The following is a 21,174-nucleotide window of genomic DNA, read 5'->3' on the forward strand; positions in this document are numbered from 1 at the left end:
ATAAGTTATGTGTGAATTCATTTTACAATGTTAATTTTAGGTTATAAATCATACTAATTTAAACGCTGTTTGTTGATGTTGATCAAATTTAACTACCCCTTTGTAGGTAACACTAGTCGTGTTTCAAATACATTGAGGACATGTGATGAAAACTTATTATTCAGTATTAATGTTATCTTCAGTTTTATTGCTGAGCGCTTGTGGCAGCGATAGCGATAGCACAACCGATGTAGGGCAATTCTCTTTAGGAGTGTCTGATGCTCCTATGGTTGGAGTGTCTCGATTAGGATTAGTGATGAATGAACTTGTTATGACGGACGCTAAGGGAGAAATACACCGTTATAGCTTACAACATAGGGAGTTCAATTTACTCGATTATCAGGGCATGAATAGGCATCTTGCCATTGATAATATCGATCTACCTGTTGGCCAATATCATAATGTCCACGTGACAATTGATCAGGGCGATGGCAATCAGGGTTGTTACGTTGAAGATGGTCAAGGCCGTCATAGTTTACAAGTTGAAAATGGTTATTTGCCAATAGATGATGTGCAGATTATTGCTAACCGAGAACGTGTGATGACGTTGGAAATTAATTTATTTCGGGGTTTGTTGATGGAGCAAGAGCAATACCAATTGCGTCATCGTGCAATGTGGTCAGTTGATAACAGTCAAATGGGCCATTTAATTGGCGAAGTCGATCCGCAATGGGTTGCCAGTTGTGAAATGGACTACGCAGATCTCACTCCAGTTGGCGGGGAATTTTATCATTTAGCTTATTTATACCCAGACAGTGTCACTTCTATTGATCAAATGGCCGATATGGGAACAACACCTCCAACAGGGCTAACGGCTCCGTTATCGGTGAGCCGATTGTTACAAACTACTGATGGGGATTGGTATTTTGCAATGGGATATTTACCCGAAGGGAACTACCGTGTGGGTTATAGTTGTTTAGGTCATTTAGATGATCCAATCCTTGATGACATTAGCGCAGGCCCATTTATAATGTATAAAGATGCAGACACTATAACGATTGAATCAGGCCCTCTTGGTGGACAACAAACGATACATGAGTGCGGCAACGGCAATGGTGGGCATCATGAAGGGCATGGTGGCCACGGAGGCTAGTGCTGAGGTTAATAGATCTTTCTATCGTTTTATTAATGCTTTATTTGTTCCGGCAAAAGACTTTTTTAACTATTTAATTTGGTCAATCAACTAAATCAGTAAGACATACAGTTAATGATGTCTTACTGACTCTAGCTACGTTATTTTCCCTATATTCATGTTCATTATGTCGCTATAGATATTGATTTTAGCGCGCCATACCCTCCGTTTTCATTCAACAAATACCAATCAATATTAGCGATTGCTGAAGGTGATATGGCTCATAAAATCTAACATTGCTACCAAAAACGGGTTTTGATTTACAGTGTAAAGAGTAAACTCGCTTCTAACATGTAAAATTTATACATGAATAATATTTGAGGAGTAGAGTTATGTTTTGTGTGCAATGTGAGCAAACCATTAGAACACCAGAAGGCAATGGCTGTAGTTACTCGCAAGGTATGTGCGGCAAGTTAGCGTCGACGTCTGATATTCAAGATTTATTAATCTATATGCTGCAAGGCGTGTCGGCTTATGCAGTGAAAGCGCGTGAGTTTGGCATTGTAGACAACGACATTGACACTTTTGTGCCGAAAGCCTTTTTTGCCACGTTAACTAACGTAAACTTCGATGATGAACGCTTAATTGATTATGCCTACCAGGCACAGACGTATCGCGACCAATTAAAAGCGGCTTACATTGCTGCTTGTAAAGGCCAAGGTGTCGAGCCAGAAATGGTGAGCGGCCAAGGTGAGTTATTACTTGCTACCTCAAAACCTGAGATTTTAGCCCAGGCGCCAATTGCACTGCTTAACGGCGGAGACGTAAATGAAGACATTTTAGGCTTACGTTTATTATGCCTATATGGCTTAAAAGGCGCAGCGGCTTATATGGAGCATGCTCGCGTATTAGATCAAACTGATGTCGATGTGGCTGCTGAGTTCCATAAAATCATGGCATTCTTAGGCGAAGACTCTGTTGATGCTGACAAGTTATTTGCTACAGCAATGGAAATTGGCCAATTAAACTACCGCATTATGGCGATGTTAGATTTAGGCGAAACCACCTCTTTTGGCCATCCTGAGCCAACACAAGTGAATACCAAATCTGTTAAAGGTAAAGCGATTTTAGTGTCTGGTCACGACATGAAAGATCTAGAGCTTATTCTTGAGCAAACAGCAGGCAAGGGCATTAATGTCTTTACTCACGGCGAAATGTTACCAGCACTTGCTTACCCAGCATTTAAAAAATATTCGCATTTAGTCGGTAACTACGGCGGCGCTTGGCAGAATCAGCAAAAAGAATTTGCCACTTTCCCAGGTGCAGTAGTGATGACCTCAAACTGTATTATCGACCCTACAGTTGGTGAGTACTCTGACCGAATTTATACCCGCAGTATCGTAGGTTGGCCTGGTGTAACTCACGTTGAAGGTGATGATTTCAGCGAAGTGATTAACAAAGCCCTTGAACTTGAAGGTTTTGCTTATGATGAAATTCCACACATTATCACCATCGGTTTTGCCCGTAACGCCTTAATGGCAGCAGCACCAACCGTAGTTGAAAACGTTAAAAATGGTTCTATTAAGCACTTCTTCTTAATTGGTGGTTGTGATGGCGACAAGTTAGAACGTAATTACTTTACCGATTTAGCTAAATCAGTGCCTGACGATTCAATTATTTTGACCCTAGGCTGCGGTAAGTACAAGTTCAATAAATTAGACTTTGGTGACATCAATGGTGTGCCACGTTTACTTGATGTGGGCCAATGTAACGATGCCTATTCTGCTATTCAGTTAGCGTTAGCGTTAAAAGATATTTTTGAGTGTGACCTTAACGATTTACCGCTGAGCCTAGTGTTGTCGTGGTTTGAGCAAAAAGCGATTGTGGTGCTATTAACCTTGTTATCGCTTGGCGTGAAAAACATCCGTACAGGACCTACTGCGCCAGCGTTTTTATCTGAAAATCTAATGAATATTTTAGAGCAACAGTTTGGTTTACGTGGCACTACCGATGTTGAGTCAGACTTAAAAGCCATGATGAACGTGGCGTAATTAGCCCTAAAAATCGTGCATTTATGTTACCCGTATTTGCACGATAACGATTAAAGCCGATATGAGATTTTCATATCGCGCTCTGTGTTTTTTACTGCGTTAAAGGTGTCAAAATGAGTAGTACTCCCTCAATTGGTTTTTCATTTTCACAAGCGCTTTCTGCCCAAGCGGCAAAAAAGGTGACTCCTGTTATCGAGGCCCCCGTTATCGAGACTCCGCCTACGGTGCAACCACCTGCGTTGACAGGCTCGAAAGCACTTTTGGCTGCTGAGAACTGGCAACGAGGTGAGGTGCAACTGCGCTGTGTTGAAAAATGGAATGAAACCCATGATGTGGTGAGTTTTCGATTTCAAGGGATTGAACCGGTTAAGTTTAATTTTAAACCGGGACAGTTTATTACCTTTAAACTCGACATTAATGGCGACAAGGTTTACCGCAGTTACACTATTTCATCGTCACCTTCACGACCATTTTCGTTAGTGGTTACGGTTAAAAAAATCGCTGGTGGTTTGGTGTCTAATTACTTAACTGAGTCGCTCAATGTTGGCGATGAAGTGACGGTTACTGGCCCTGATGGAATATTTAACTTGATCGACATTGAAGCCGATAAGTACTTATTGTTAAGTGCTGGTTGTGGTGTCACACCTATGCATTCTATGTCGCGCTGGCTTTGCGATACCACTACCGACAGTGATATTGCCTTTGTACACAGTGCCAAAACGGTTCATGACATTATGTTTGCCGATTCGATGGCGTCAATGGCATCACGAAGCCCGAGTTTTAATCTTAATTATGTACTTGAGTCAGACAGTAATAAGCAAGATTTAACCGATAAACATACTTCTACAGGTTGCGAAGGTGGCCGCTTAAGTTTAGAAACCTTAGTCAAGTTAGTACCAGATTATCAACAACGTACGGTATTTGTGTGCGGACCTGAGCCCTACATGGCTGCGGTAAAATTAATGCTTGAAGCTGCCGAATTTGATATGAGTCAGTTTAATCAAGAAAGCTTTGGCGCAAGTAGCGCTCTGGGTTTAAAAGCGGCGCTAGACAGTAATCCATCAACAGAACGGTTTATGCTGAGTATTGGTGGTAAGCAGGTGCAGTTAACTGGCGATCAAAGCCTGCTTGATGGCATAGAGTCTGCAAAATTACCGATGATTGCGGCTTGCCGAACGGGTGTATGTGGTGCATGTAAATGTCAGGTTGTTTCAGGCACTACTGTATCGTCTAGCAAAATGGCATTAACCGCTGAAGAAATCGCTGCAGGTTTTGTATTGGCGTGCTCGACTAAAATGACTTCGAATGTGCAGTTAAAAATGTGATACGGCTTACCGTAGTAAATACAAGCCGACTTTGTATCGGTCGGCTTATACGGTACTCGTTGAGTGCGGAACTATTGCGACACATGCAGTAGATTAAAATAGAGGTGTCATTGAGGGAATTAAGTATTGCTGGGCAAAATCATTGGCATCTACAGGTTTCCCCAAATGATAACCCTGCCATATGTTGGCACCTTGCTTAGCCACAAAATCGGCTTGGAATTGATTTTCAACCCCTTCTGCTACCAACGATAATTGTAAATTATTTGCCATGGCGATAATGGTGTTAACTAACTGTCGGCTTTGTTCTGAAGTTTCAAGATTACGTATAAAACTGCGATCAATTTTAACCGAATTAAACGGGTAGTTTTGCAAATAACTGAGTGATGAATAGCCGGTACCAAAATCATCTAAAGACAACCGGATCCCATGATGGTGTAACTTATTTAATATTTCTTGGGCATGTGTAGCATCGTGTATAAACGCATTCTCTGTTAGTTCTATTTCAAGTAAGTTGCCAGGTATTTTATATAACTCCAGCAGTTGCACAATCTTATCTATCAAGTAACTATCTTTGAGCTGTACAGGAGAAATATTAATCGCTAGGTAAAAGTCTCGGTTATATAATTCACGCCAGTAAGCTAATTGTTTCAACGCATTTCTCAACACAAAATAACCGATTTCAATGATCTGTCCAGATTGTTCAGCATTTTCAATAAAGTCGACCGGTGACACTTGACCTAAAGTTGGGTTATACCACCTGATAAGTACTTCGGCACCAATAACATTTTGGCTTTGGGTGTCGACAAAAGGTTGGTAATTTAACGACAGCTCATCGCGGTTAAGCGCACCTCTTAATAATGACTCCATTTGTATACGATTAGAGAGTTCGGATTCCATTTTGGGGTTAAAGAACTTATAGCCATTGTTATTACTTATTTCACAGTGTGAAAGTGCTGCGCTGGATTTTCTGGAGAGCTCCATAAAACAACTACCATCGTTAGGATAAAATGATACGCCTATTGCGGTGGTAATGGATGCTGGGAAGTCATCAACATGGATAACTTGAGCAAAATGTTGACACAAACGACTGCAAAAAGCCGCCATCTTATCGGCATATAGCTGTTTCTTGGTGGAAATGACGATGCAGAATGTGGTTTCACTGACAGTAGCAAGGTAGGCGTTATTAGTAATAAAGCGCTGTAGCTTCTGAGCCACTAAATTACGCACTTTTTCACTCATGTCATAACCTAAACCGTCTTGAATGACTTTTAAGTTTGTGATGCTGAAATGGACTACTGAAATACTGGTAAATTCATTTTTGGTCGTTAGTTGGTTAAACATCGTTTCGAGCTGGTTGAATTTGGGTAATCCGGTGACAGTGTCGAAACGTTGCTGAATATCGAGTAGTTTTTCTGCCGCTATTCGTGAGTCGATTTCTTGCATTAAATCATTGTTAAGCTTTTCTAATTCAAAAGTGCGCTGTGCAATACGGGTTTCTAATTGTAAATTAGCTTGTGCCAGCTTTTCCTTTTGATCGAGTATTTCTAGATTACTTTCAACATTTTTACGAAAGCACTCCAACAGCATAACAAGATCGGCTGAGTAACCTTTTGCTTTTTTGTCGAGTACACAAATGGTGCCAAAGGCCTCGCCGTTAGGCCAATTGAGCGGTAAGCCGTAATACGAAATCATACCAACAGCAAGATCTGGATTTTGGCGCCAACGAGTATCGGTTAATGCATTTTCAACATGTAATTCAGTTTGTTGCTCAATGACTGATTCACAATATAAGCCATGACCCAGCTTGTCCTTCATCCCAGGAGAATATGGGCTGTCGGTGTTATTGTTGGCAACAAATACTTCCATTTCATCTGCATGCAGTTTCATGATTAATGATGCCGGCACTTTAGCGACCTTAGCGATGAGGTCTACTGTAGTTTGCCAAGACATTAGCATTTCTGGTGGTATCGAAATCGTGTTGTTTTTCAACAGCGGGATTACCTCTTCTATATAGTATTGCGACTCAATAAATAAACCTTAGTTCGATAGATTTAACGATTATAAATACGCTTAATAGTCTATCGTTCTGTAAATTCGATTGTTATGGCTGATAATAGAAGTTTTAAAAACTAAGCCTATAAAAATAAACGAATTTTACTTATACGATGCAAGGCATGTCATTGGAGCTGTAGAGGCTATGGAATGAAGGGGAAATACGGGCAGTGTAATTTCGAAAGCATCCGTGTCTTTGCTGCGTAACGGTTCTGGCTATGCTAAGCGCAGTGGAGGCTCTTCATCCATGAATCTCTTACATTTCTTACATACCATCATAAATATGTCATATAACGGTGTTGAGCATAAATGTTGTCCGAAGACTTAAATTTATGCAGTTGTTATTCATAAACTACTTAAATAATCTAGTTTATGCAAACATTAGTTAAACCGATATTGGGTGAAAAACATTCATTTTGTGATGAGGTTCACGTAAGAGGTTGAGCGTAAACAAACAGCTATGTTGTTTTTATTCTTGATGGCATGCAGATATTTTTTGCGTTTTATATGTGATTTTTAACTTTACATGGCTTTAGCAGATACATAAGTAAGCCTTTAGCGTGCTTATTTGTTGACTTCATCATGCATCACCCGAGACGTTAATATTGATAATTGATAATTGAAAATTGATAATTGAGAAGTGAAGATAGACAGATCTCCTAACTGGCGATCTGAATCTATATTACTAAATATAATCAGAAACTAACAAAGCTAAAGCATGCAGTGTAACGATTTGGGAAAATTCATATGCCACTATAAATGTTTAAATTAGCTTGGGGAACAAAGCTTCGAGATATGCCTTTAAAACAGGATACTTGGCATTCTTTACCAAGCGGCAAGTGGGGAAGTCTAAATCAACTGTATAACTCACCTGTCCGAAGTGCCATTATGGAAATGCATAAAGAGTTATATGGTAAAGCTATAGTGCCCGAATCGTGGGTATTTAATGATTTTGGGCTAATTGCTATTCGTTGGTTTAAAGACCTTAATGGCAATAAATTGCTTGATAGTATAGAGAGTCTTTCTGGTCAAATTTTTCATACTACATCGGATAACGAGGCGGAGACTACATTAGTGTCTCCTGTGCGTCTGACGCTTTCACATGGTTGTATTCATTTAAAACCTAACGATAGAAATCGTTTATTTGCAATTGGTGCGTTTAAACGAGGAACTTCATTTACGGTGCATCAATATCATGAACGTTATAAAGCGAATTAAATTAAGTCGGCTTGTAGGCATATTATTCTGGTGTGCCTTTTATAGCATTAGTGGTTGTTTCGCAGCCGCTTCTATATTTTTGTTGCCAAATGGCGAACGTATTTCGACAGAACTTGACAGCATCGATATCGTTTTCAGTTCGAATAATGGTTGGCTACTTGGTGGTTATAAGGTTGAAAAAAATGGCAATAATCTTGCTTTTGTAAGTTTTATTCCAAGTAACGGCGATCCTGCTGCATATTGGCCTTTGGATGAAGGCTATGCTTCTCAGTTCTTTAAGCATAAGAATGAATTCTATGTGATGAGTTCTGCTGGAAAGGTAATGGAAATTAATGCTTCTGGGCTTTCTGCTACAGACTTTGTCGTTAAGCCTAAGTCTATATTGATTATGGATGAACCTGATTTAATTGCATGCAATCCAAGAGGTTGGGCTAAGTTAAGTGCTACGAATATCGGCAGCTGTTATAGGTTGGACGGTGCTTGGGATATTAAATTATCTTGGACTGACATCGGTTTCCCCCCCCAAATATGTAATGGTGACTTAAACGTATTGGTAACAACCAACAAGAATCGACAGCTAGAGATTTTTGTTATTGATTCAGAGACAGGGGAATTACTTTCAACTAGAAAAATTGATAAGCCTGAGAAAAATCAGTCAATATGTGAGTTATAGAGCCTTTATCCACTAGAGGCTTCTTTAAATTGTTAACGTTTAAGGAGCCTTAGTTCGGCATTGGTTTTTATTTCAAGTTAAACTTTATGAGTCTTTAATAAAATCTCATAACGATTAATGGTGAATTCGCCATCTTGGTATTGAGAGTGATATGTCATGCCTAGTTTAGTGGCCACATTGATTGAGCCGCTATTGGCATCGACAACATCGGCATAGACGATGCCTAAATCCATGTGTTGTTTGGCATATTCGATACAAGCTAGGTTGGCTTCTGTCGCTAAACCAATGCCCCAGTAATCCGGGTGTAAGCGATAGCCAATATCGACGGCATTAATACGAGTTTCATTTTTAAAACCGCAAAACCCAATAACAGTATTGGTCTCTTTAAGTACCACAGCCCAACGGCCAAAACCGTATTGCTGATATTCAGCTAACCAAATATTGGTAATGATGTTTTCTGCGTCGGTTAGTGTTGTGCACATTCCTGCGTCACCGGTATAGAGGCTGACTTGTTCTGGAGCATTAAAATGCAATACTGCAGGTGCATCTTCAAGGGTAAATTCTCTTATAATTAACCTTGGTGTTTCAGTAATGACTGTCATTGGTTTCCCTTATTATTATTTCTCTGACCACACTGACTTAATCACTATGCCACGATTAACCTTATCCCTTAACTTGCGGTTACCTAAAACCCATTACAAAGTGGCTTAAGCTTATGGTAGGTTAACATATTCAAATCCCGACAATTAAGAATAATAATATGACCTGCTTACGTGTTGCGTACCCCTTATTGGCGTTAGTGTTTTCAGCTTCGTCGTTGTCTGTTACTGCTAGCGCGAGCGATCTTGATCTCTCTGTAAGTAAAGTATTACCAAAGCTTGAGCAGCTTTATTTACATCTTCATCAACACCCTGAATTGTCATATCAAGAAAAAGCTACTAGCCAACGTATGGCGCAAGAACTCAAGCAATTAGGCTTTGAGGTTACGTCTAATTTTGGTGGTTATGGTGTGGTTGGTATTGTCAAAAACGGTAATGGACCTGTGGTGATGATCCGTGCAGATATTGATGGCTTGCCCATTATTGAGCAAACGGGAAAAGAGTACGCATCGACCGTGACAACCCTTAATGCGGACAACAGTACCGTTGGTATTATGCATGGTTGCGGCCACGATATTCACATGACCAGTTTAATTGGTACTGCACAGCAACTGATGCTTCACAAAGCCGACTGGCAAGGTACTTTGATGATGGTGGCTCAACCAGCAGAAGAAGTCGGTGGCGGTGCCAAAGCCATGCTTAAACAGGGTTTGTTTAGCCAGTTTCCAACACCAGACAGCATTATTGGTTTGCATGTTAGTGCGTCAATTCCTGCAGGAAAAGTAGGCACGGTAAGTGGTTATGCCCTGGCGAATGTTGATTCGGTTGATATTACCATTAAGGGCAAAGGTGGCCATGGCGCCTATCCGCACGTCACTATCGATCCTGTGGTACTTGCAGCGCGCACAGTACTTGCACTGCAAACCATTGTTAGCCGTGAAGTCTCGCCGTTAGAGCCTAATGTGGTTACTGTTGGGTCTATTCATGGCGGCTCAAAGCACAATATTATTTCAGATGAAGTGAAGCTTCAGCTCACCTTACGCTCGTATAACCCTAAGGTTCGTGAGCAGCAAATAGCGGCGATTAAACGTATTACTACCGGTATCGCGATTAGTGCTGGCTTGCCAGATGACCTTATGCCTGTGGTGTATGTACATGATGATGAAACCATTCCGTCAACCTATAACGATCCTACGTTAGCCGCTAAGGTTAAAGCCAGTATTGAAGCCGAGTTAGGCAGTGACAATGTGCTGGTGGCACCGCCAGTAATGGCTGGCGAAGATTTTGGTTTATATGGGCTCACACCACAGAAACGCCCGATTACTTTATTCTGGCTGGGCGGGGTAGAACCTAGCCAGTATCAAGCGAGTGTTGAGTCTGGCAATACCTTACCGTCTTTGCATTCTAGCCAGTTCGCGCCAGATTACCCGTTAACCATTCGCACTGGGGTTAGGGCGATGACACGCACCGCGATAGATTTATTTAATCAACCAGCAAAATAAACGAACAGTATTAAAGGATAGGATTTCATTCAACGATAAGTGCAATAGCCGCCTTCGGTTCTATAGAATATAATGGCGGCTATTCTCATTTTTGGAACATGGCCGTATATGATTATCTTTAGCACCAACCTTGGCGATTTTACCGTAGAGCTTGAAATGGAACGTGCGCCGGTTTCTTCAAAAAACTTTTTAAAATACTGCCAAGATGGTTTTTATGAAGGCACTATTTTTCATCGCGTTATTAAAGGTTTTATGGTGCAGGGTGGTGGCTTAACCGCCAAAATGAAAGAAAAGCCAACCCGTGACCCGATTGCCAATGAAGCCAATAAAGGTTTGAACAACGTGTTAGGTACTTTGGCGATGGCACGTACAGATGCGCCGCATTCAGCTACTGGGCAATTTTTTATTAATGTCGCCGACAATGATTTTCTAGACCACGCTGCAATGACTAATGCGGGTTGGGGTTATGCAGTGTTTGCAAAAGTGACTGCCGGTATGGATGTTATTCAGCAAATGGAGCGAGTTAAAACAACGACGATGGCAGGCCATGAAGATGTACCGCGTGAGCCGATTATTGTTGAGAAAGTGACGATTGTTGACGAGAAACCTGTCGCTTAAGTGCACTGCACTATGTAAACACTCGTTATTAAACATTAGCTATTAGAACTAGCTTAAAACAACGCAATAAAAAAGGTTCGACATCACTGTCGAACCTTTTTTGATCGGTTTGTTAAACCACAGTACTCACATTAAAGAGTGAAACGAATACCAATGGCAACGCCGTCATCTTCAGACACTTCCATTCTGGCTTGCTGTGCTTTGTCTGCACTAGTGAAATCGCTGTAATCACGGCGAGCTTCAACATATAAAACAGTATCTGGGTCAAATACATAATGTAAACCTACTACGAAAAACTGACGTTTGAATACGTCATCTGGATCGGTATTGTAGTTAGGTTGGATCACGTAGTTAGAGCCAGCATCAAGAATATTGTACGAAATAAAAGTACGAATATTATTATCGAACTTATATGAGAACAATGATTCAACACCCACAGCGTCGTTAATTAAACGACCGATATTGTCGGTGTCATGATTTTCGTTTTTGTTTACGTTGGCAGCAGCATAAAAACCATTTTGCTCAAAGTTGCCCCAAGTGATACCCATGCCGTAAATAAGATCAACAGCAGTGGATGTTCCACCGTTACCAAAGGTCACATCAAACTCACCACGGTTAACACCGGCTGTTAGCACTAGCTTATCAGTTGCTTGGTAAGTTACAGCACCACCATAGGTATAGTTATACTCAACTTGTTGTGCCGACGTTGAACTTGTTGCCCATAACTCTTCACAGGCATCTTGAGTAATATTTTCTACATCACAAGTATAGAAAGCACGGTTTTTAAGTTGAGCTTGCACGGCAAAACTTACGTCGCCAAAGCTGTTACGGTACTGAACTGTTTTGTCGCCACGACCGACACCGTTTACCGCGCCGTCATCTTTGTTATAAGTGTAAACACCCGCAGTGTTTCCGTCCCACACAAAGCCATAGTTTGTGCTGTACACCACGTCATACCAAGCACCCCACTGCTTGCCAATTGTGATGCTACCGTATTTGTCATGCGATAAACCGGCATAACCAAGACGGTTATAGAAAAACTCTTCTTGAATTGATTCAAAGCGATTGTTGTAAACAATGTCTGTGCTACCGACCGGATTTACACCCCACTCAAGCAAGGCGTAAGCTTTCCAGTCATTTTGGAGTTGACGACTAAAACCAAAATTAATGCGTGAAGCACCGTTAACAACTTCTGTTTCACCTTGAGTATTGATCACGCGCGCATCAATAAAGCCGCCAATTTTAACCGCGTTGACATCATCTTTATAAACTTCGATTGCCGACGCTGCAGGTGCGATAAGAATTGTTGAAATCAATGCTGCAATTAATGTTCTGTTCATTTTAATCTCTTGTCTTGTTGTTTGAGTAAGCACAGCTTAGTCCGTTAATATATCTTTCCATTGAGGCGACGGAGAATATCAAACCAATGAGTGACTCACAAAGTGAAATATGCTTGAAAAAGGCGATATAGCTCATAAAATACGTTGTTCAATGACTTAGTAAAATTAGTGTTAGTTTTTGGTTGTCTTTTGGTTAACAGGTGTAAGTGAATGTTGCTTGATGAATGCTTGTACACTTAATATGGTTTTTAACTATTTATTGAGGTGAGTGTTTTTTAAGCGTTTATTTGATGCAGATCGCGACTTTATTTCACCAATGGCATACGCTTAATTTAGCAATGTTATCGATTTTATCGGGGGCGACATTATGGACATGACTTTACAGTTTCACGGCGCAACTCAAGAGGTCACTGGATCTTGCCATTTACTCACCGTCAAAGGGCAGCAAGTGCTACTTGATTGTGGATTAATTCAAGGGAGTAAAGCTGACGCGTTACGTAATCACGATCCTTTTCCATTCGATGCAACACAAATCCATGCCGTGGTATTAAGCCATGCACACATTGATCATTCCGGCCGTCTGCCTTATTTGATTAATCAGGGGTTTACTGGACCTATTTATACTCAAAAAGCCACCGCGCAGTTATGCGATGTCATGTTGCGTGATGCAGCCATGCTGCAAGAAAGAGATACCGACAGGCAAAATAAAAAACGTGCAAAACATGATTTAGAACTGCTAGAACCGCTATTTACCGAGAAAGATGTTGATCAAGTGATGGCGCAGTTTGTGATGGTAGATTATGGTCAACGCGTACAGGTTGCCGATGCGGTAGAGGTTTGTTTATCAGATGCAGGACATATTTTAGGTTCTGCTGTGGTTGAGTTGTGGTTAGGCAATAAACCTGAACAGAAAAAACTGGTTTTTAGTGGTGATTTAGGTCGTGCAGGCATGCCGGTTTTGGATGATCCAACGTTTATTGAACAAGCTGATTTAGTGCTAATGGAAAGTACTTACGGTGATAGATTGCACCGCAGTTGGGAAGATACATTGGTTGAACTGAAATCAATTTTTAAACGAACAACTCGTGAAAGTAGAGGCAATATTTTGATCCCGGCATTTTCTGTTGGCCGATCTCAAGAGCTGCTTTATCTGTTCCATCTATATGCCAAAGAGTGGGACTTATCGCGTTGGCGTATTTGTTTAGACAGTCCAATGGCGATTAAAGCAACTGAGGTATATGTTAATAATTATCCGTTGATGGACGATGACTTTAAGCGTTTTACCCGCATGTCACCAGGCAACCATCCGTTGTTATCTAGTGCTGAATTTGTGTGTAGCACCGAAGAGTCGATAGAGCTGAACGATATTCATGAAGGGTTAATCATTATTGCAGGTAGTGGTATGTGTAATGGTGGCCGAATTCGTAATCATTTTGTGCATAATCTATGGCGTAAAGAAGCCGATATTATTATTTGTGGTTTTCAGGCAATGGGAACGCCAGGGCGAATACTAGTCGACGGCGCTGAAGAGCTGACGATTCATGGCCAAAGTATTAAAGTGGCTGCCAGTATCCATACTGTCGGTGGGTTATCAGCCCATGCCGACCAAGCCGAGTTATTGTCTTGGTATCGCCATTTTGAGCATTCTCCCGCAGTGATATTGGTACATGGTGAACTAGAAGCACAGCAAGTATTGATTGAAGCGCTTAATCAAGACAGTGACAATAAACCGAAAAATAGTGCGATTGCCCAACGAGGAGATTGCCTAGACTTAAACGCGTTACCTGAGTTTGTGTGGCTGAATACGGCGAGTGGGTCTAATGAGCCATCAGAAACTTAATTTGAGTGAATGTGTTATGAGCTGAACGATTGCTTAGCCTGCGGGCTAAGCATCAATTTCGTGTTGCAGCTTTTCAATATCATCTAATATGCGCATAAATTTTTGGCCAAATTCGGTCACTTGGTATTCTACTCTCGGTGGAATTTCAGGGTAATTAATTTTATTCAAAATGCCAAATTCGATGTTTTTTTTCAAACATTGATTGAGCACTTTGGTGCTGAGCCCTTCAACTGATTTTACCATTTCACCAGGACGGTTAATGTTATTGGCTAATAACTGATACACAGTTAATGACCATTTACAGCCGTAAATGGTTTCGACCATACGGGCACTTTTCTCTGGGGCAGACTTTCGCAGAAATAATTTTTCTTTTGTATTCATTAATATGTACCTAAAAGTACCTATAGGACTTAATTGTACTTACTATTCAATCAGATAGTTTGCCAATAAGCTTAACACACTTACTCTTTTATTAGGTGTGTTCAAATGACGAATTCAACTCAAACAACAGCGCTGATTATTGGCGGTACAAGTGGTATCGGTTTTGAAACGGCCAAACAACTCGTGCTTCAGGGTGTTGATACCATTATTGTTGGCAATAAAGCCGACAAACTCAATGCTGCAGTGGCGCAACTGTCTCCACTTGGAAATGTCAGTGGCTTTCAAGCCAATTTATACGATTCGCAAGATCTCAGCCGTTTGATCAATATGATCAACACCATCGATCATAAAATTGATCATTTAGTTAATGCTGCCGGTTATTTTAATCCTAAGCCGTTTTTAGATCACCAAGTGAGCGATTACGATATCTACATGGAGCTTAACAAAGCCATTTTTGTGATTTCACAGGCAGTAGCCAGAAACATGATTAAACATCATGGCGGTAGCATAGTGAACATTGGTTCTATGTGGGCTAAACAAGCGATTAAAGCCACACCATCAAGCGCATATTCTATGGCTAAAGCGGGTTTACATGCATTAACTCAACACATGGCAATGGAGCTGGCGGAGCATCACATTCGCGTTAATGCAGTATCACCAGCCGTTGTGAGTACGCCAATTTATCAAGCCTTTATTGAACCGCAAGATATGGCCGCTGTGCTTGATAGTTTTAATTCATTCCATCCAATTGGTCGAGTAGGTAGTCCGGCCGATGTAGCAAACAGCATAGTATTTTTGTTATCAGAGCAAGCCGCTTGGGTGACGGGCTCGATATGGGATGTAGATGGCGGCGTGATGGCTGGTCGTAACTAATATTCCGCTTACAATCGGGCATTGCCTATTTGAATGATGAATTAATGGGGAGCGATCTTGGTCGCTCCTGATTATCAACTCACTTACCCCCAATAGCATTAGATTAAATCACACTTAATAAGCGTTAATATTTCATTCTATAAATAGCTGTGACGCGTTAAGCTATAGATAAATAAGTGATGTGAGCGGCGTGATGAAGTTAGTTACAATTAATAAAAGCCAGTATCGTTCGGTTAACAATCAAGTACAGATAGGTTTAGTGGCAACATTGGCTATTTTGTCTGTGATATTTGGTCAGTTGATGATCTATTTTTTTGGCGTTAAGCCATTACCCGGTGCAGAGGCTACTGGCAATTTTCATCTTAATTTTACTGGGGTGATTTTGGCGCTAATGGTATGCAGCCTATTAATACGTAACCTGCGTACCAAACAGAAATTTTATGAAGTCTATTATGTGTGGCAACTGAAGCAGCTGCAGAACAAAATTTACCGCAAGCTGAAATCTGTTCAACAAGCTGCCAAAGACAATAACCGTAATGCATTAGTGATACTCAGTTTTTATTATCAAAGCTTGGCACTAGTGTATGAGTTAGATAACAACACGTTAACTATTTCAAACGTCAATAATGAGTTAAATAAACTACAGCAATGTATCGATGCCGCCGGTGTTTCTGTTGATGCTGATGAGTTTACTCCCGAGATGCTACAAGCCTTTTAGATCATCATCTGTTGAAAACCTTTCTTACTAGCTCGACAGCTTGGTTTTCAGTGGATGCCATCAATTCTTACCTTAAATAAGGAGCCATGATGTCAATATTGGCAGATATTCCTTTTTCATTACTCGAACTCGCGCCGATGCGCGAAGACGCCAGCGTCTCTGAAACATTACAAGGTAGCCTACGTTATGCCCAACATGCCGAAAATGTTGGTATTAATCGTTTTTGGTTGGCTGAACATCACAATATGCCAGGCATTATTTGTTCGGCAACCTCGATATTAATTGGCTATATAGCAGGTGGGACTCAACGTATTCGTGTTGGTGCTGGCGGGATCATGTTACCTAACCACGCACCCTTAGTGGTTGCAGAGCAGTTTGGCACCTTGGCCAGTTTGTATCCCAACCGTATCGATTTAGGCTTAGGCCGCGCACCCGGTAGCGACCAAGTGACGAGTCGTGCATTGAATCGTGATGATAGCCGAGCTGAACACTTCCCAGAAGAAGTGAGCGAACTACAGTCATTATTAGGTCCGCGATCGCAGCGTCAACAAGCTGCATCCGCCCAAGTGAGAGCGATTCCGGGCGAAGACACTAATGTGCCAATTTGGTTATTAGGCTCAAGTTTGTTTAGCGCTCAATTGGCTGCTAAACGTGGATTGCCGTATGTATTTGCAGGCCACTTTGCACCGCGTTTTTTATATGATGCAGTTGAGCTTTATCGACGTGAGTTTATTCCTTCAGCAGTATTGAGCAAGCCTTATGTTATGTTGGGATTACCTTTGGTCGCCGCCCCAACAGATGCTGAAGCAGAATACCTTAGTACTAGCTCGAAACAACGTATTTTGGCGTTAATTCGTGGCAATGAAATGTGGCTTAAACCGCCTGTCGATAGTATGGATGGGTTGTGGAGCGAGCAAGAGAAAAGCTACGTTGATAACTTTTTAAGTTTGTCGGTGTGTGGCGGACCAGCAACGATTAAACATCGACTTGAAGTGATTGTTCAACAGCTAGGTGTTGATGAGCTTATGTTTACCAATGACTTATATGACAGTGAACATCGTTTACGCGCCTTGGATATTTTAATGAGCGTGAAACAATAGCGCCGCTAAAGTCATCGAGTTGACTAAGTCAGTGTTGATGGGTTGGCACAAATACAAAAAAACCAAGACATCTGTCTTGGTTTTTTGTTTGTAAGTCAGTAAAACGGGTTTACAAAAAGCTTAAATCGCTTGACCGTTTACGGTTATTTTTACATCGATGTTGCCACGTACTGCGTTTGAATATGGGCAAACTTGGTGCGCTGTTTTCACTAACTGTTCAGCTTCTGCTTGGTCTAAATCAAGTTCAACTGCTAGCGCTACTGTTAATGCAAAACCACCATTTTCATTGGCACCTATACCGACAGTTGCTGTAGTTGGAGCAGCCTTGATAGCGACTTTACTTTGGCTGGCTACATGCAGAATCGCGTTAGAAAAACATGCGGCATAACCTGCAGCAAATAACTGTTCTGGATTAGTAAATTCACCGCTGCCACCCATTTCTTTTGGGTAACTTAACTGTAAATCAACTTTTTTGTCGTCGGTAGAAACTTGACCATTACGGCCTGCTAATGCTGTTGCTGAAGTGGTATATAGTGCTTTCATAGTAAACCTCATGTAAAAGTAAATTAATTTAAGTTGCGCGCAATCTAATTGTGTTCACTATAGCTAAGCCAAAAATAATTTGCAACTACATTGTGCGCAATTTAATTTTTATTGTTGTCTTGTTCTCTAAAAATCACTATCTAAAAATCATTATTCAATGGCTGTAAACCTTAGTTGTACTTCAGTATCAATTTGATTAGCTTGTCATTCTTCTGTCACCTTTATGTCATCATTAGCTCTCACAATAGCCACTCATTAGACCTCTTAGGCTGTGCTAAGCATCGCCACATAATATGCGAACGATAAAAAATAAGGATAGGCTATGAAACGATTTGTAACTCGTCGTGACTTTTTGGCTATGTCAGCTAAAGGTGCTGGGGCAGTAGTGGTGTCTTATGGATTAATGGGCTGTAGCAGTGATGATGACGATGTCGTATCGGGTCAGTTTTTGCAAGGGATTGCCAGTGGCGACCCAGCTGCAGATGCGGTGATTTTATGGACTCGCGTTACGCCTGATGTGGAAGGTGACATTACTGTGTCATGGGAAGTCGCCACCGACAGCAGCTTTAGCCAATTAGTTACTAACGGCCAAATGATAACGAATCAAAACCGAGATTATACCGTTAAAGTTGACGCAGTTGGACTTGAAGCGGGCCAACAGTATTTCTATCGTTTTAAAGCGGGTGAAACGGTATCTGAAATGGGGCAAACACGTACATTACCTGAAGGTAGCGTGGCGTCTGTTAAGTTGGCGGTAATGTCATGCGCTAACTTTCCTGCTGGATATTTTAATGTGTATGAAATGGCTGCACAGCAAAATGATTTGGATGCTGTCGTGCACTTAGGCGATTATTTATATGAGTATGCTCGTGGTGAATATGCCAGTGAACATGCTGTCGAGCTTGGGCGTGAAGTGTTGCCAGCCGGTGAATTATTTTTATTAGACGACTACCGCACCCGTTACAGTCAATATCGTAGTGATGCGAGCTTACAAAAGCTACATGCCAAAGTACCATTTATTACCGTGTGGGATGACCATGAAGTGGCCAATGATACGTGGAAAGACGGTGCTGAAAACCATAACGATGGTGAAGGTGATTTTGATCAACGCAAACAAGCCGCACTACAAGCGTACTTTGAATGGTTGCCAATTCGTCCATGGAGTGAAGGTAATCATGAAGAAATTTACAGAAGCTTTAATTACGGTAACTTGGTTGATTTGCACATGCTCGATACTCGGGTATTGGCTCGCGATAAACAATTAGAATATAGCCAATATATTGATGCGACCACAGGTGCATTTAACAGCAGCACATTTCTAGCGGATGTAACCGATACTGACCGCACCCTGTTAGGCCAGACTCAACTATTGTGGTTACAACAAACCTTATTGCAGTCTACTGCTAAGTGGCAAGTATTAGGTCAACAGGTGTTAATGGGCAAAATGTTAATGCCTGCGGCTATTGCGACTCAGCAAATGAGTATTCCGCAGTTTGCTGAGCTTGGCGGATTAGCGCAGCTAGCGGGCCGTGTTAAAGCGAGCGATCCAACGTTAACCGCAGAAGAGTTAGCTTACTTACAAGCGAATCAAGCCAAGCTGACGCCAGAGGTGATTGCATTACTTCAGCTACCAGCCATTCCATACAACTTAGATGCGTGGGACGGTTACGCCTACGAGCGCGAAGTGATTTTAGCGACAGCAAAGTCGTTACAGCATAACTTGGTGGTTATTGCCGGTGATACGCATAATGCCTGGGCCAGCGATTTAACCGATAGTGATGGTGATATTGTCGGAATAGAATTTGCCACAAGCTCGGTGTCATCCCCAGGGCTTGAGTATTACTTAGGCTTGTCTGATGCTGAAATGCCGGCAACTGAAGCGGCAATAGTCGGTTTGGTCGCCGATCTTAAATACGCTAATTTGAAGGATCGTGGTTACTTATTACTGACATTTACTGAAAATGAAGTCCGCAGTGATTGGCAATACGTTGATACGATTTTAGATAAGACATTTGTTCAGTTAGACGCCCGTGGTTACAGTGCAACCAGTACCGCTGGTAGCCCTAAAGTCACGCCGGTGTCGTAATCAGCTGATGTGAATTCGCAGATACAATTCAGCCACCGTAAAGGTGGCTGAATGATTTTTATAAGCGGCATATCGCTTAATTAAACATATAACTAATTTACTGTTAGTCTATTGTTAGCACGACAATTTTTAACGGATGGTTGTCATCAAATGCGGGGAAGTCTGGGTGGCAATCTAACCACTGAGTCGCAGTGACTTTACGGCCCTGCTTTTCTACACAGCGGACTAGGCTGTCGTACCATGCTTGGCGGTCAACTTTAGCGACATTATTACAGCAAACAATTTTACCGCCGACTTTGGTGGTTAATACTGCTGGTTTAAATAAGCCTTGGTAATCATTGACTAAGTCGACAATACCAAAGGCGCTTTTAGCAAACCGTGGTGGATCTAAAAACACTAAGTCGAACTGAGCAACACGCAGTTTAGGGTATTTAGGCAGCTTTTGATTACGACGACCGCCAATAGGCAACCCCGCTAATTGACGCAATGCCGGAAACGCATCACTTTGCACAAATTCACACACATCAGTGACATTGTTTAGCTCAGCATTTTTTTGTCCCGCAGCTAATGCAAATGATGAAAAGTCGATATTCATGACTTTACGAGCACCGCCCATCGCTGCAGCAGTACCAATACCACAAGTGTATGAAAACAAGTTTAGAACACTCTTACCTTGGCTGTTAGCGCGTACATATTCACGCCCAATACGCATGTCTAAAAATAGCAGCGGATCTTGACCTTCATGGCGCAACTTGGAGGTAAAAGCGATGCCATTTTCATGGATAACTTGCTCTGATTGCGAGAAGTCTTGGGCTTCATTTTCGGCATGATTGACCACACGAGAATGGCTGCCTGAGCGATCGTTATAGACGATATGATAGTCCGCGTGAGCAGTCAGTAGGCTTGATATGTCTTCAAGTTGCTGAGCCGATAAGGTTTGGTGAAATGTTTGAATCAGCCATGCATCGCCGTAACGGTCGATGTTAAGGCCATTTTCACCTTCAACGGTACCGTGAAAAACCCGATAACAATCAGTATTATCTTTGGCAGCTTGCTCAAAAAAAGTGGCACGCTTGGCTAAAGCATCGGCTAAAACAGCTTGAATGGACATGAGGGCTCATTAAATGGTGTGGCTATTGGCGCG

General features: G+C 41.6%; 18 protein-coding genes. 12 read left to right on the top strand and 6 right to left on the bottom strand.

From position 1 onward, the window contains the following. The first annotated feature begins 145 nt into the window (after positions 1 to 145). The 3 genes from H5181_RS04740 to H5181_RS04750 all read left to right on the top strand — a co-directional run bounded on the left by H5181_RS04740 (position 146) and on the right by H5181_RS04750 (position 4,487). Positions 146 to 1,132 carry a DUF4382 domain-containing protein gene (locus tag H5181_RS04740; protein ID WP_182750371.1) on the top strand — a complete coding sequence of 329 codons (987 nt, stop codon included), beginning with the start codon at positions 146 to 148 and terminating at the stop codon, positions 1,130 to 1,132. A gap of 371 nt (positions 1,133 to 1,503) precedes the next feature. Then, on the top strand, positions 1,504 to 3,162 hold the full coding sequence (gene hcp / locus H5181_RS04745; RefSeq protein WP_182750372.1) for a hydroxylamine reductase: 1,659 nt from the start codon (positions 1,504 to 1,506) through the stop codon (positions 3,160 to 3,162). A gap of 113 nt (positions 3,163 to 3,275) precedes the next feature. Beyond that, positions 3,276 to 4,487, top strand: coding sequence for a hybrid-cluster NAD(P)-dependent oxidoreductase (locus H5181_RS04750; protein WP_182750373.1), 1,212 nt, complete (start codon positions 3,276 to 3,278; stop codon positions 4,485 to 4,487). Between the two features lie 93 nt (positions 4,488 to 4,580). Here H5181_RS04750 and H5181_RS04755 read toward each other — a convergent pair whose 3' ends face one another. Then, positions 4,581 to 6,476 carry an EAL domain-containing protein gene (locus H5181_RS04755; RefSeq protein ID WP_182750374.1) on the bottom strand — a complete coding sequence of 632 codons (1,896 nt, stop codon included), beginning with the start codon at positions 6,474 to 6,476 and terminating at the stop codon, positions 4,581 to 4,583. Between the two features lie 858 nt (positions 6,477 to 7,334). On the opposite strand from H5181_RS04755, the gene H5181_RS04760 reads away from it, so the two are divergent. Next, complete coding sequence (locus H5181_RS04760) at positions 7,335 to 7,757, top strand: hypothetical protein (protein ID WP_220491653.1); 423 nt, start codon at positions 7,335 to 7,337, stop codon at positions 7,755 to 7,757. Further along, the gene (locus tag H5181_RS04765; RefSeq protein ID WP_182750376.1) at positions 7,735 to 8,430 is read left to right on the top strand and encodes a hypothetical protein; all 696 of its coding nucleotides are present in this window, start codon (positions 7,735 to 7,737) and stop codon (positions 8,428 to 8,430) included. The genes H5181_RS04760 and H5181_RS04765 overlap by 23 nt, the downstream gene beginning before the upstream one ends. Before the next feature lie 77 nt (positions 8,431 to 8,507). Here H5181_RS04765 and H5181_RS04770 read toward each other — a convergent pair whose 3' ends face one another. Beyond that, on the bottom strand, positions 8,508 to 9,032 hold the full coding sequence (locus tag H5181_RS04770) for a GNAT family N-acetyltransferase (protein ID WP_182750377.1): 525 nt from the start codon (positions 9,030 to 9,032) through the stop codon (positions 8,508 to 8,510). Positions 9,033 to 9,190: 158 nt separating this feature from the next. Here H5181_RS04770 and H5181_RS04775 point away from each other — a divergent pair, with 158 nt between their 5' ends. After that, entirely contained in the window at positions 9,191 to 10,531 is a 1,341-nt protein-coding gene (locus H5181_RS04775; protein WP_182750378.1) for a M20 family metallopeptidase, read from the top strand. Positions 10,532 to 10,639: 108 nt separating this feature from the next. Next, positions 10,640 to 11,149 (top strand): peptidylprolyl isomerase, encoded by a 510-nt coding sequence (locus H5181_RS04780; protein WP_041413233.1) that lies wholly within the window; start codon positions 10,640 to 10,642, stop codon positions 11,147 to 11,149. Positions 11,150 to 11,280: 131 nt separating this feature from the next. Here the strand turns inward: H5181_RS04780 and H5181_RS04785 are convergent, their stop codons facing one another. After that, the gene (locus H5181_RS04785) at positions 11,281 to 12,489 is read right to left on the bottom strand and encodes a porin (RefSeq protein WP_102036275.1); all 1,209 of its coding nucleotides are present in this window, start codon (positions 12,487 to 12,489) and stop codon (positions 11,281 to 11,283) included. Between the two features lie 367 nt (positions 12,490 to 12,856). On the opposite strand from H5181_RS04785, the gene H5181_RS04790 reads away from it, so the two are divergent. Continuing rightward, a complete protein-coding gene (locus H5181_RS04790) occupies positions 12,857 to 14,329 on the top strand; it encodes an MBL fold metallo-hydrolase RNA specificity domain-containing protein (protein ID WP_011639019.1) in 1,473 nt (490 codons plus the stop codon). Between the two features lie 45 nt (positions 14,330 to 14,374). Here H5181_RS04790 and H5181_RS04795 read toward each other — a convergent pair whose 3' ends face one another. Continuing rightward, the gene (locus tag H5181_RS04795; protein ID WP_011639018.1) at positions 14,375 to 14,710 is read right to left on the bottom strand and encodes a helix-turn-helix domain-containing protein; all 336 of its coding nucleotides are present in this window, start codon (positions 14,708 to 14,710) and stop codon (positions 14,375 to 14,377) included. A gap of 105 nt (positions 14,711 to 14,815) precedes the next feature. On the opposite strand from H5181_RS04795, the gene H5181_RS04800 reads away from it, so the two are divergent. The 3 genes from H5181_RS04800 (at position 14,816) to H5181_RS04810 (ending at position 17,401) form a co-directional block, all read left to right on the top strand. Next, a complete protein-coding gene (locus H5181_RS04800; protein WP_011639017.1) occupies positions 14,816 to 15,583 on the top strand; it encodes an SDR family NAD(P)-dependent oxidoreductase in 768 nt (255 codons plus the stop codon). A gap of 193 nt (positions 15,584 to 15,776) precedes the next feature. After that, positions 15,777 to 16,301 (top strand): DUF3087 domain-containing protein, encoded by a 525-nt coding sequence (locus tag H5181_RS04805; protein WP_011639016.1) that lies wholly within the window; start codon positions 15,777 to 15,779, stop codon positions 16,299 to 16,301. 89 nt (positions 16,302 to 16,390) lie between these two features. Then, complete coding sequence (locus H5181_RS04810) at positions 16,391 to 17,401, top strand: LLM class flavin-dependent oxidoreductase (protein ID WP_182750379.1); 1,011 nt, start codon at positions 16,391 to 16,393, stop codon at positions 17,399 to 17,401. Positions 17,402 to 17,521: 120 nt separating this feature from the next. Here the strand turns inward: H5181_RS04810 and H5181_RS04815 are convergent, their stop codons facing one another. Beyond that, the gene (locus H5181_RS04815) at positions 17,522 to 17,944 is read right to left on the bottom strand and encodes an organic hydroperoxide resistance protein (protein ID WP_182750380.1); all 423 of its coding nucleotides are present in this window, start codon (positions 17,942 to 17,944) and stop codon (positions 17,522 to 17,524) included. Between the two features lie 322 nt (positions 17,945 to 18,266). Between H5181_RS04815 and H5181_RS04820 the strand changes: the two genes are divergently transcribed. Next, entirely contained in the window at positions 18,267 to 20,030 is a 1,764-nt protein-coding gene (locus tag H5181_RS04820; protein WP_182750381.1) for an alkaline phosphatase, read from the top strand. A gap of 103 nt (positions 20,031 to 20,133) precedes the next feature. On the opposite strand, the gene H5181_RS04825 is transcribed toward H5181_RS04820, so the two are convergent. After that, positions 20,134 to 21,141 carry a class I SAM-dependent rRNA methyltransferase gene (locus tag H5181_RS04825; protein WP_182750382.1) on the bottom strand — a complete coding sequence of 336 codons (1,008 nt, stop codon included), beginning with the start codon at positions 21,139 to 21,141 and terminating at the stop codon, positions 20,134 to 20,136. Between the last annotated feature and the right edge of the window lie 33 nt (positions 21,142 to 21,174).

Source organism: Shewanella sp. SG44-2, from assembly GCF_014164215.1.
Classification (GTDB): domain Bacteria; phylum Pseudomonadota; class Gammaproteobacteria; order Enterobacterales; family Shewanellaceae; genus Shewanella; species Shewanella frigidimarina.

Excerpts from the sequence above, each read along its gene's own strand:
- H5181_RS04740 (WP_182750371.1), top strand. The coding sequence starts at position 146 with ATGAAAACTTATTATTCAGTATTAATGTTATCTTCAGTTTTATTGCTG.
- hcp (WP_182750372.1), top strand. The coding sequence starts at position 1,504 with ATGTTTTGTGTGCAATGTGAGCAAACCATTAGAACACCAGAAGGCAAT.
- H5181_RS04750 (WP_182750373.1), top strand. The coding sequence starts at position 3,276 with ATGAGTAGTACTCCCTCAATTGGTTTTTCATTTTCACAAGCGCTTTCT.
- H5181_RS04760 (WP_220491653.1), top strand. The coding sequence starts at position 7,335 with ATGCCTTTAAAACAGGATACTTGGCATTCTTTACCAAGCGGCAAGTGG.
- H5181_RS04765 (WP_182750376.1), top strand. The coding sequence starts at position 7,735 with ATGAACGTTATAAAGCGAATTAAATTAAGTCGGCTTGTAGGCATATTA.
- H5181_RS04770 (WP_182750377.1), bottom strand. The coding sequence starts at position 9,032 with ATGACAGTCATTACTGAAACACCAAGGTTAATTATAAGAGAATTTACC.
- H5181_RS04775 (WP_182750378.1), top strand. The coding sequence starts at position 9,191 with ATGACCTGCTTACGTGTTGCGTACCCCTTATTGGCGTTAGTGTTTTCA.
- H5181_RS04780 (WP_041413233.1), top strand. The coding sequence starts at position 10,640 with ATGATTATCTTTAGCACCAACCTTGGCGATTTTACCGTAGAGCTTGAA.
- H5181_RS04785 (WP_102036275.1), bottom strand. The coding sequence starts at position 12,489 with ATGAACAGAACATTAATTGCAGCATTGATTTCAACAATTCTTATCGCA.
- H5181_RS04790 (WP_011639019.1), top strand. The coding sequence starts at position 12,857 with ATGGACATGACTTTACAGTTTCACGGCGCAACTCAAGAGGTCACTGGA.
- H5181_RS04795 (WP_011639018.1), bottom strand. The coding sequence starts at position 14,710 with ATGAATACAAAAGAAAAATTATTTCTGCGAAAGTCTGCCCCAGAGAAA.
- H5181_RS04800 (WP_011639017.1), top strand. The coding sequence starts at position 14,816 with ATGACGAATTCAACTCAAACAACAGCGCTGATTATTGGCGGTACAAGT.
- H5181_RS04805 (WP_011639016.1), top strand. The coding sequence starts at position 15,777 with ATGAAGTTAGTTACAATTAATAAAAGCCAGTATCGTTCGGTTAACAAT.
- H5181_RS04810 (WP_182750379.1), top strand. The coding sequence starts at position 16,391 with ATGTCAATATTGGCAGATATTCCTTTTTCATTACTCGAACTCGCGCCG.
- H5181_RS04815 (WP_182750380.1), bottom strand. The coding sequence starts at position 17,944 with ATGAAAGCACTATATACCACTTCAGCAACAGCATTAGCAGGCCGTAAT.
- H5181_RS04820 (WP_182750381.1), top strand. The coding sequence starts at position 18,267 with ATGAAACGATTTGTAACTCGTCGTGACTTTTTGGCTATGTCAGCTAAA.
- H5181_RS04825 (WP_182750382.1), bottom strand. The coding sequence starts at position 21,141 with ATGTCCATTCAAGCTGTTTTAGCCGATGCTTTAGCCAAGCGTGCCACT.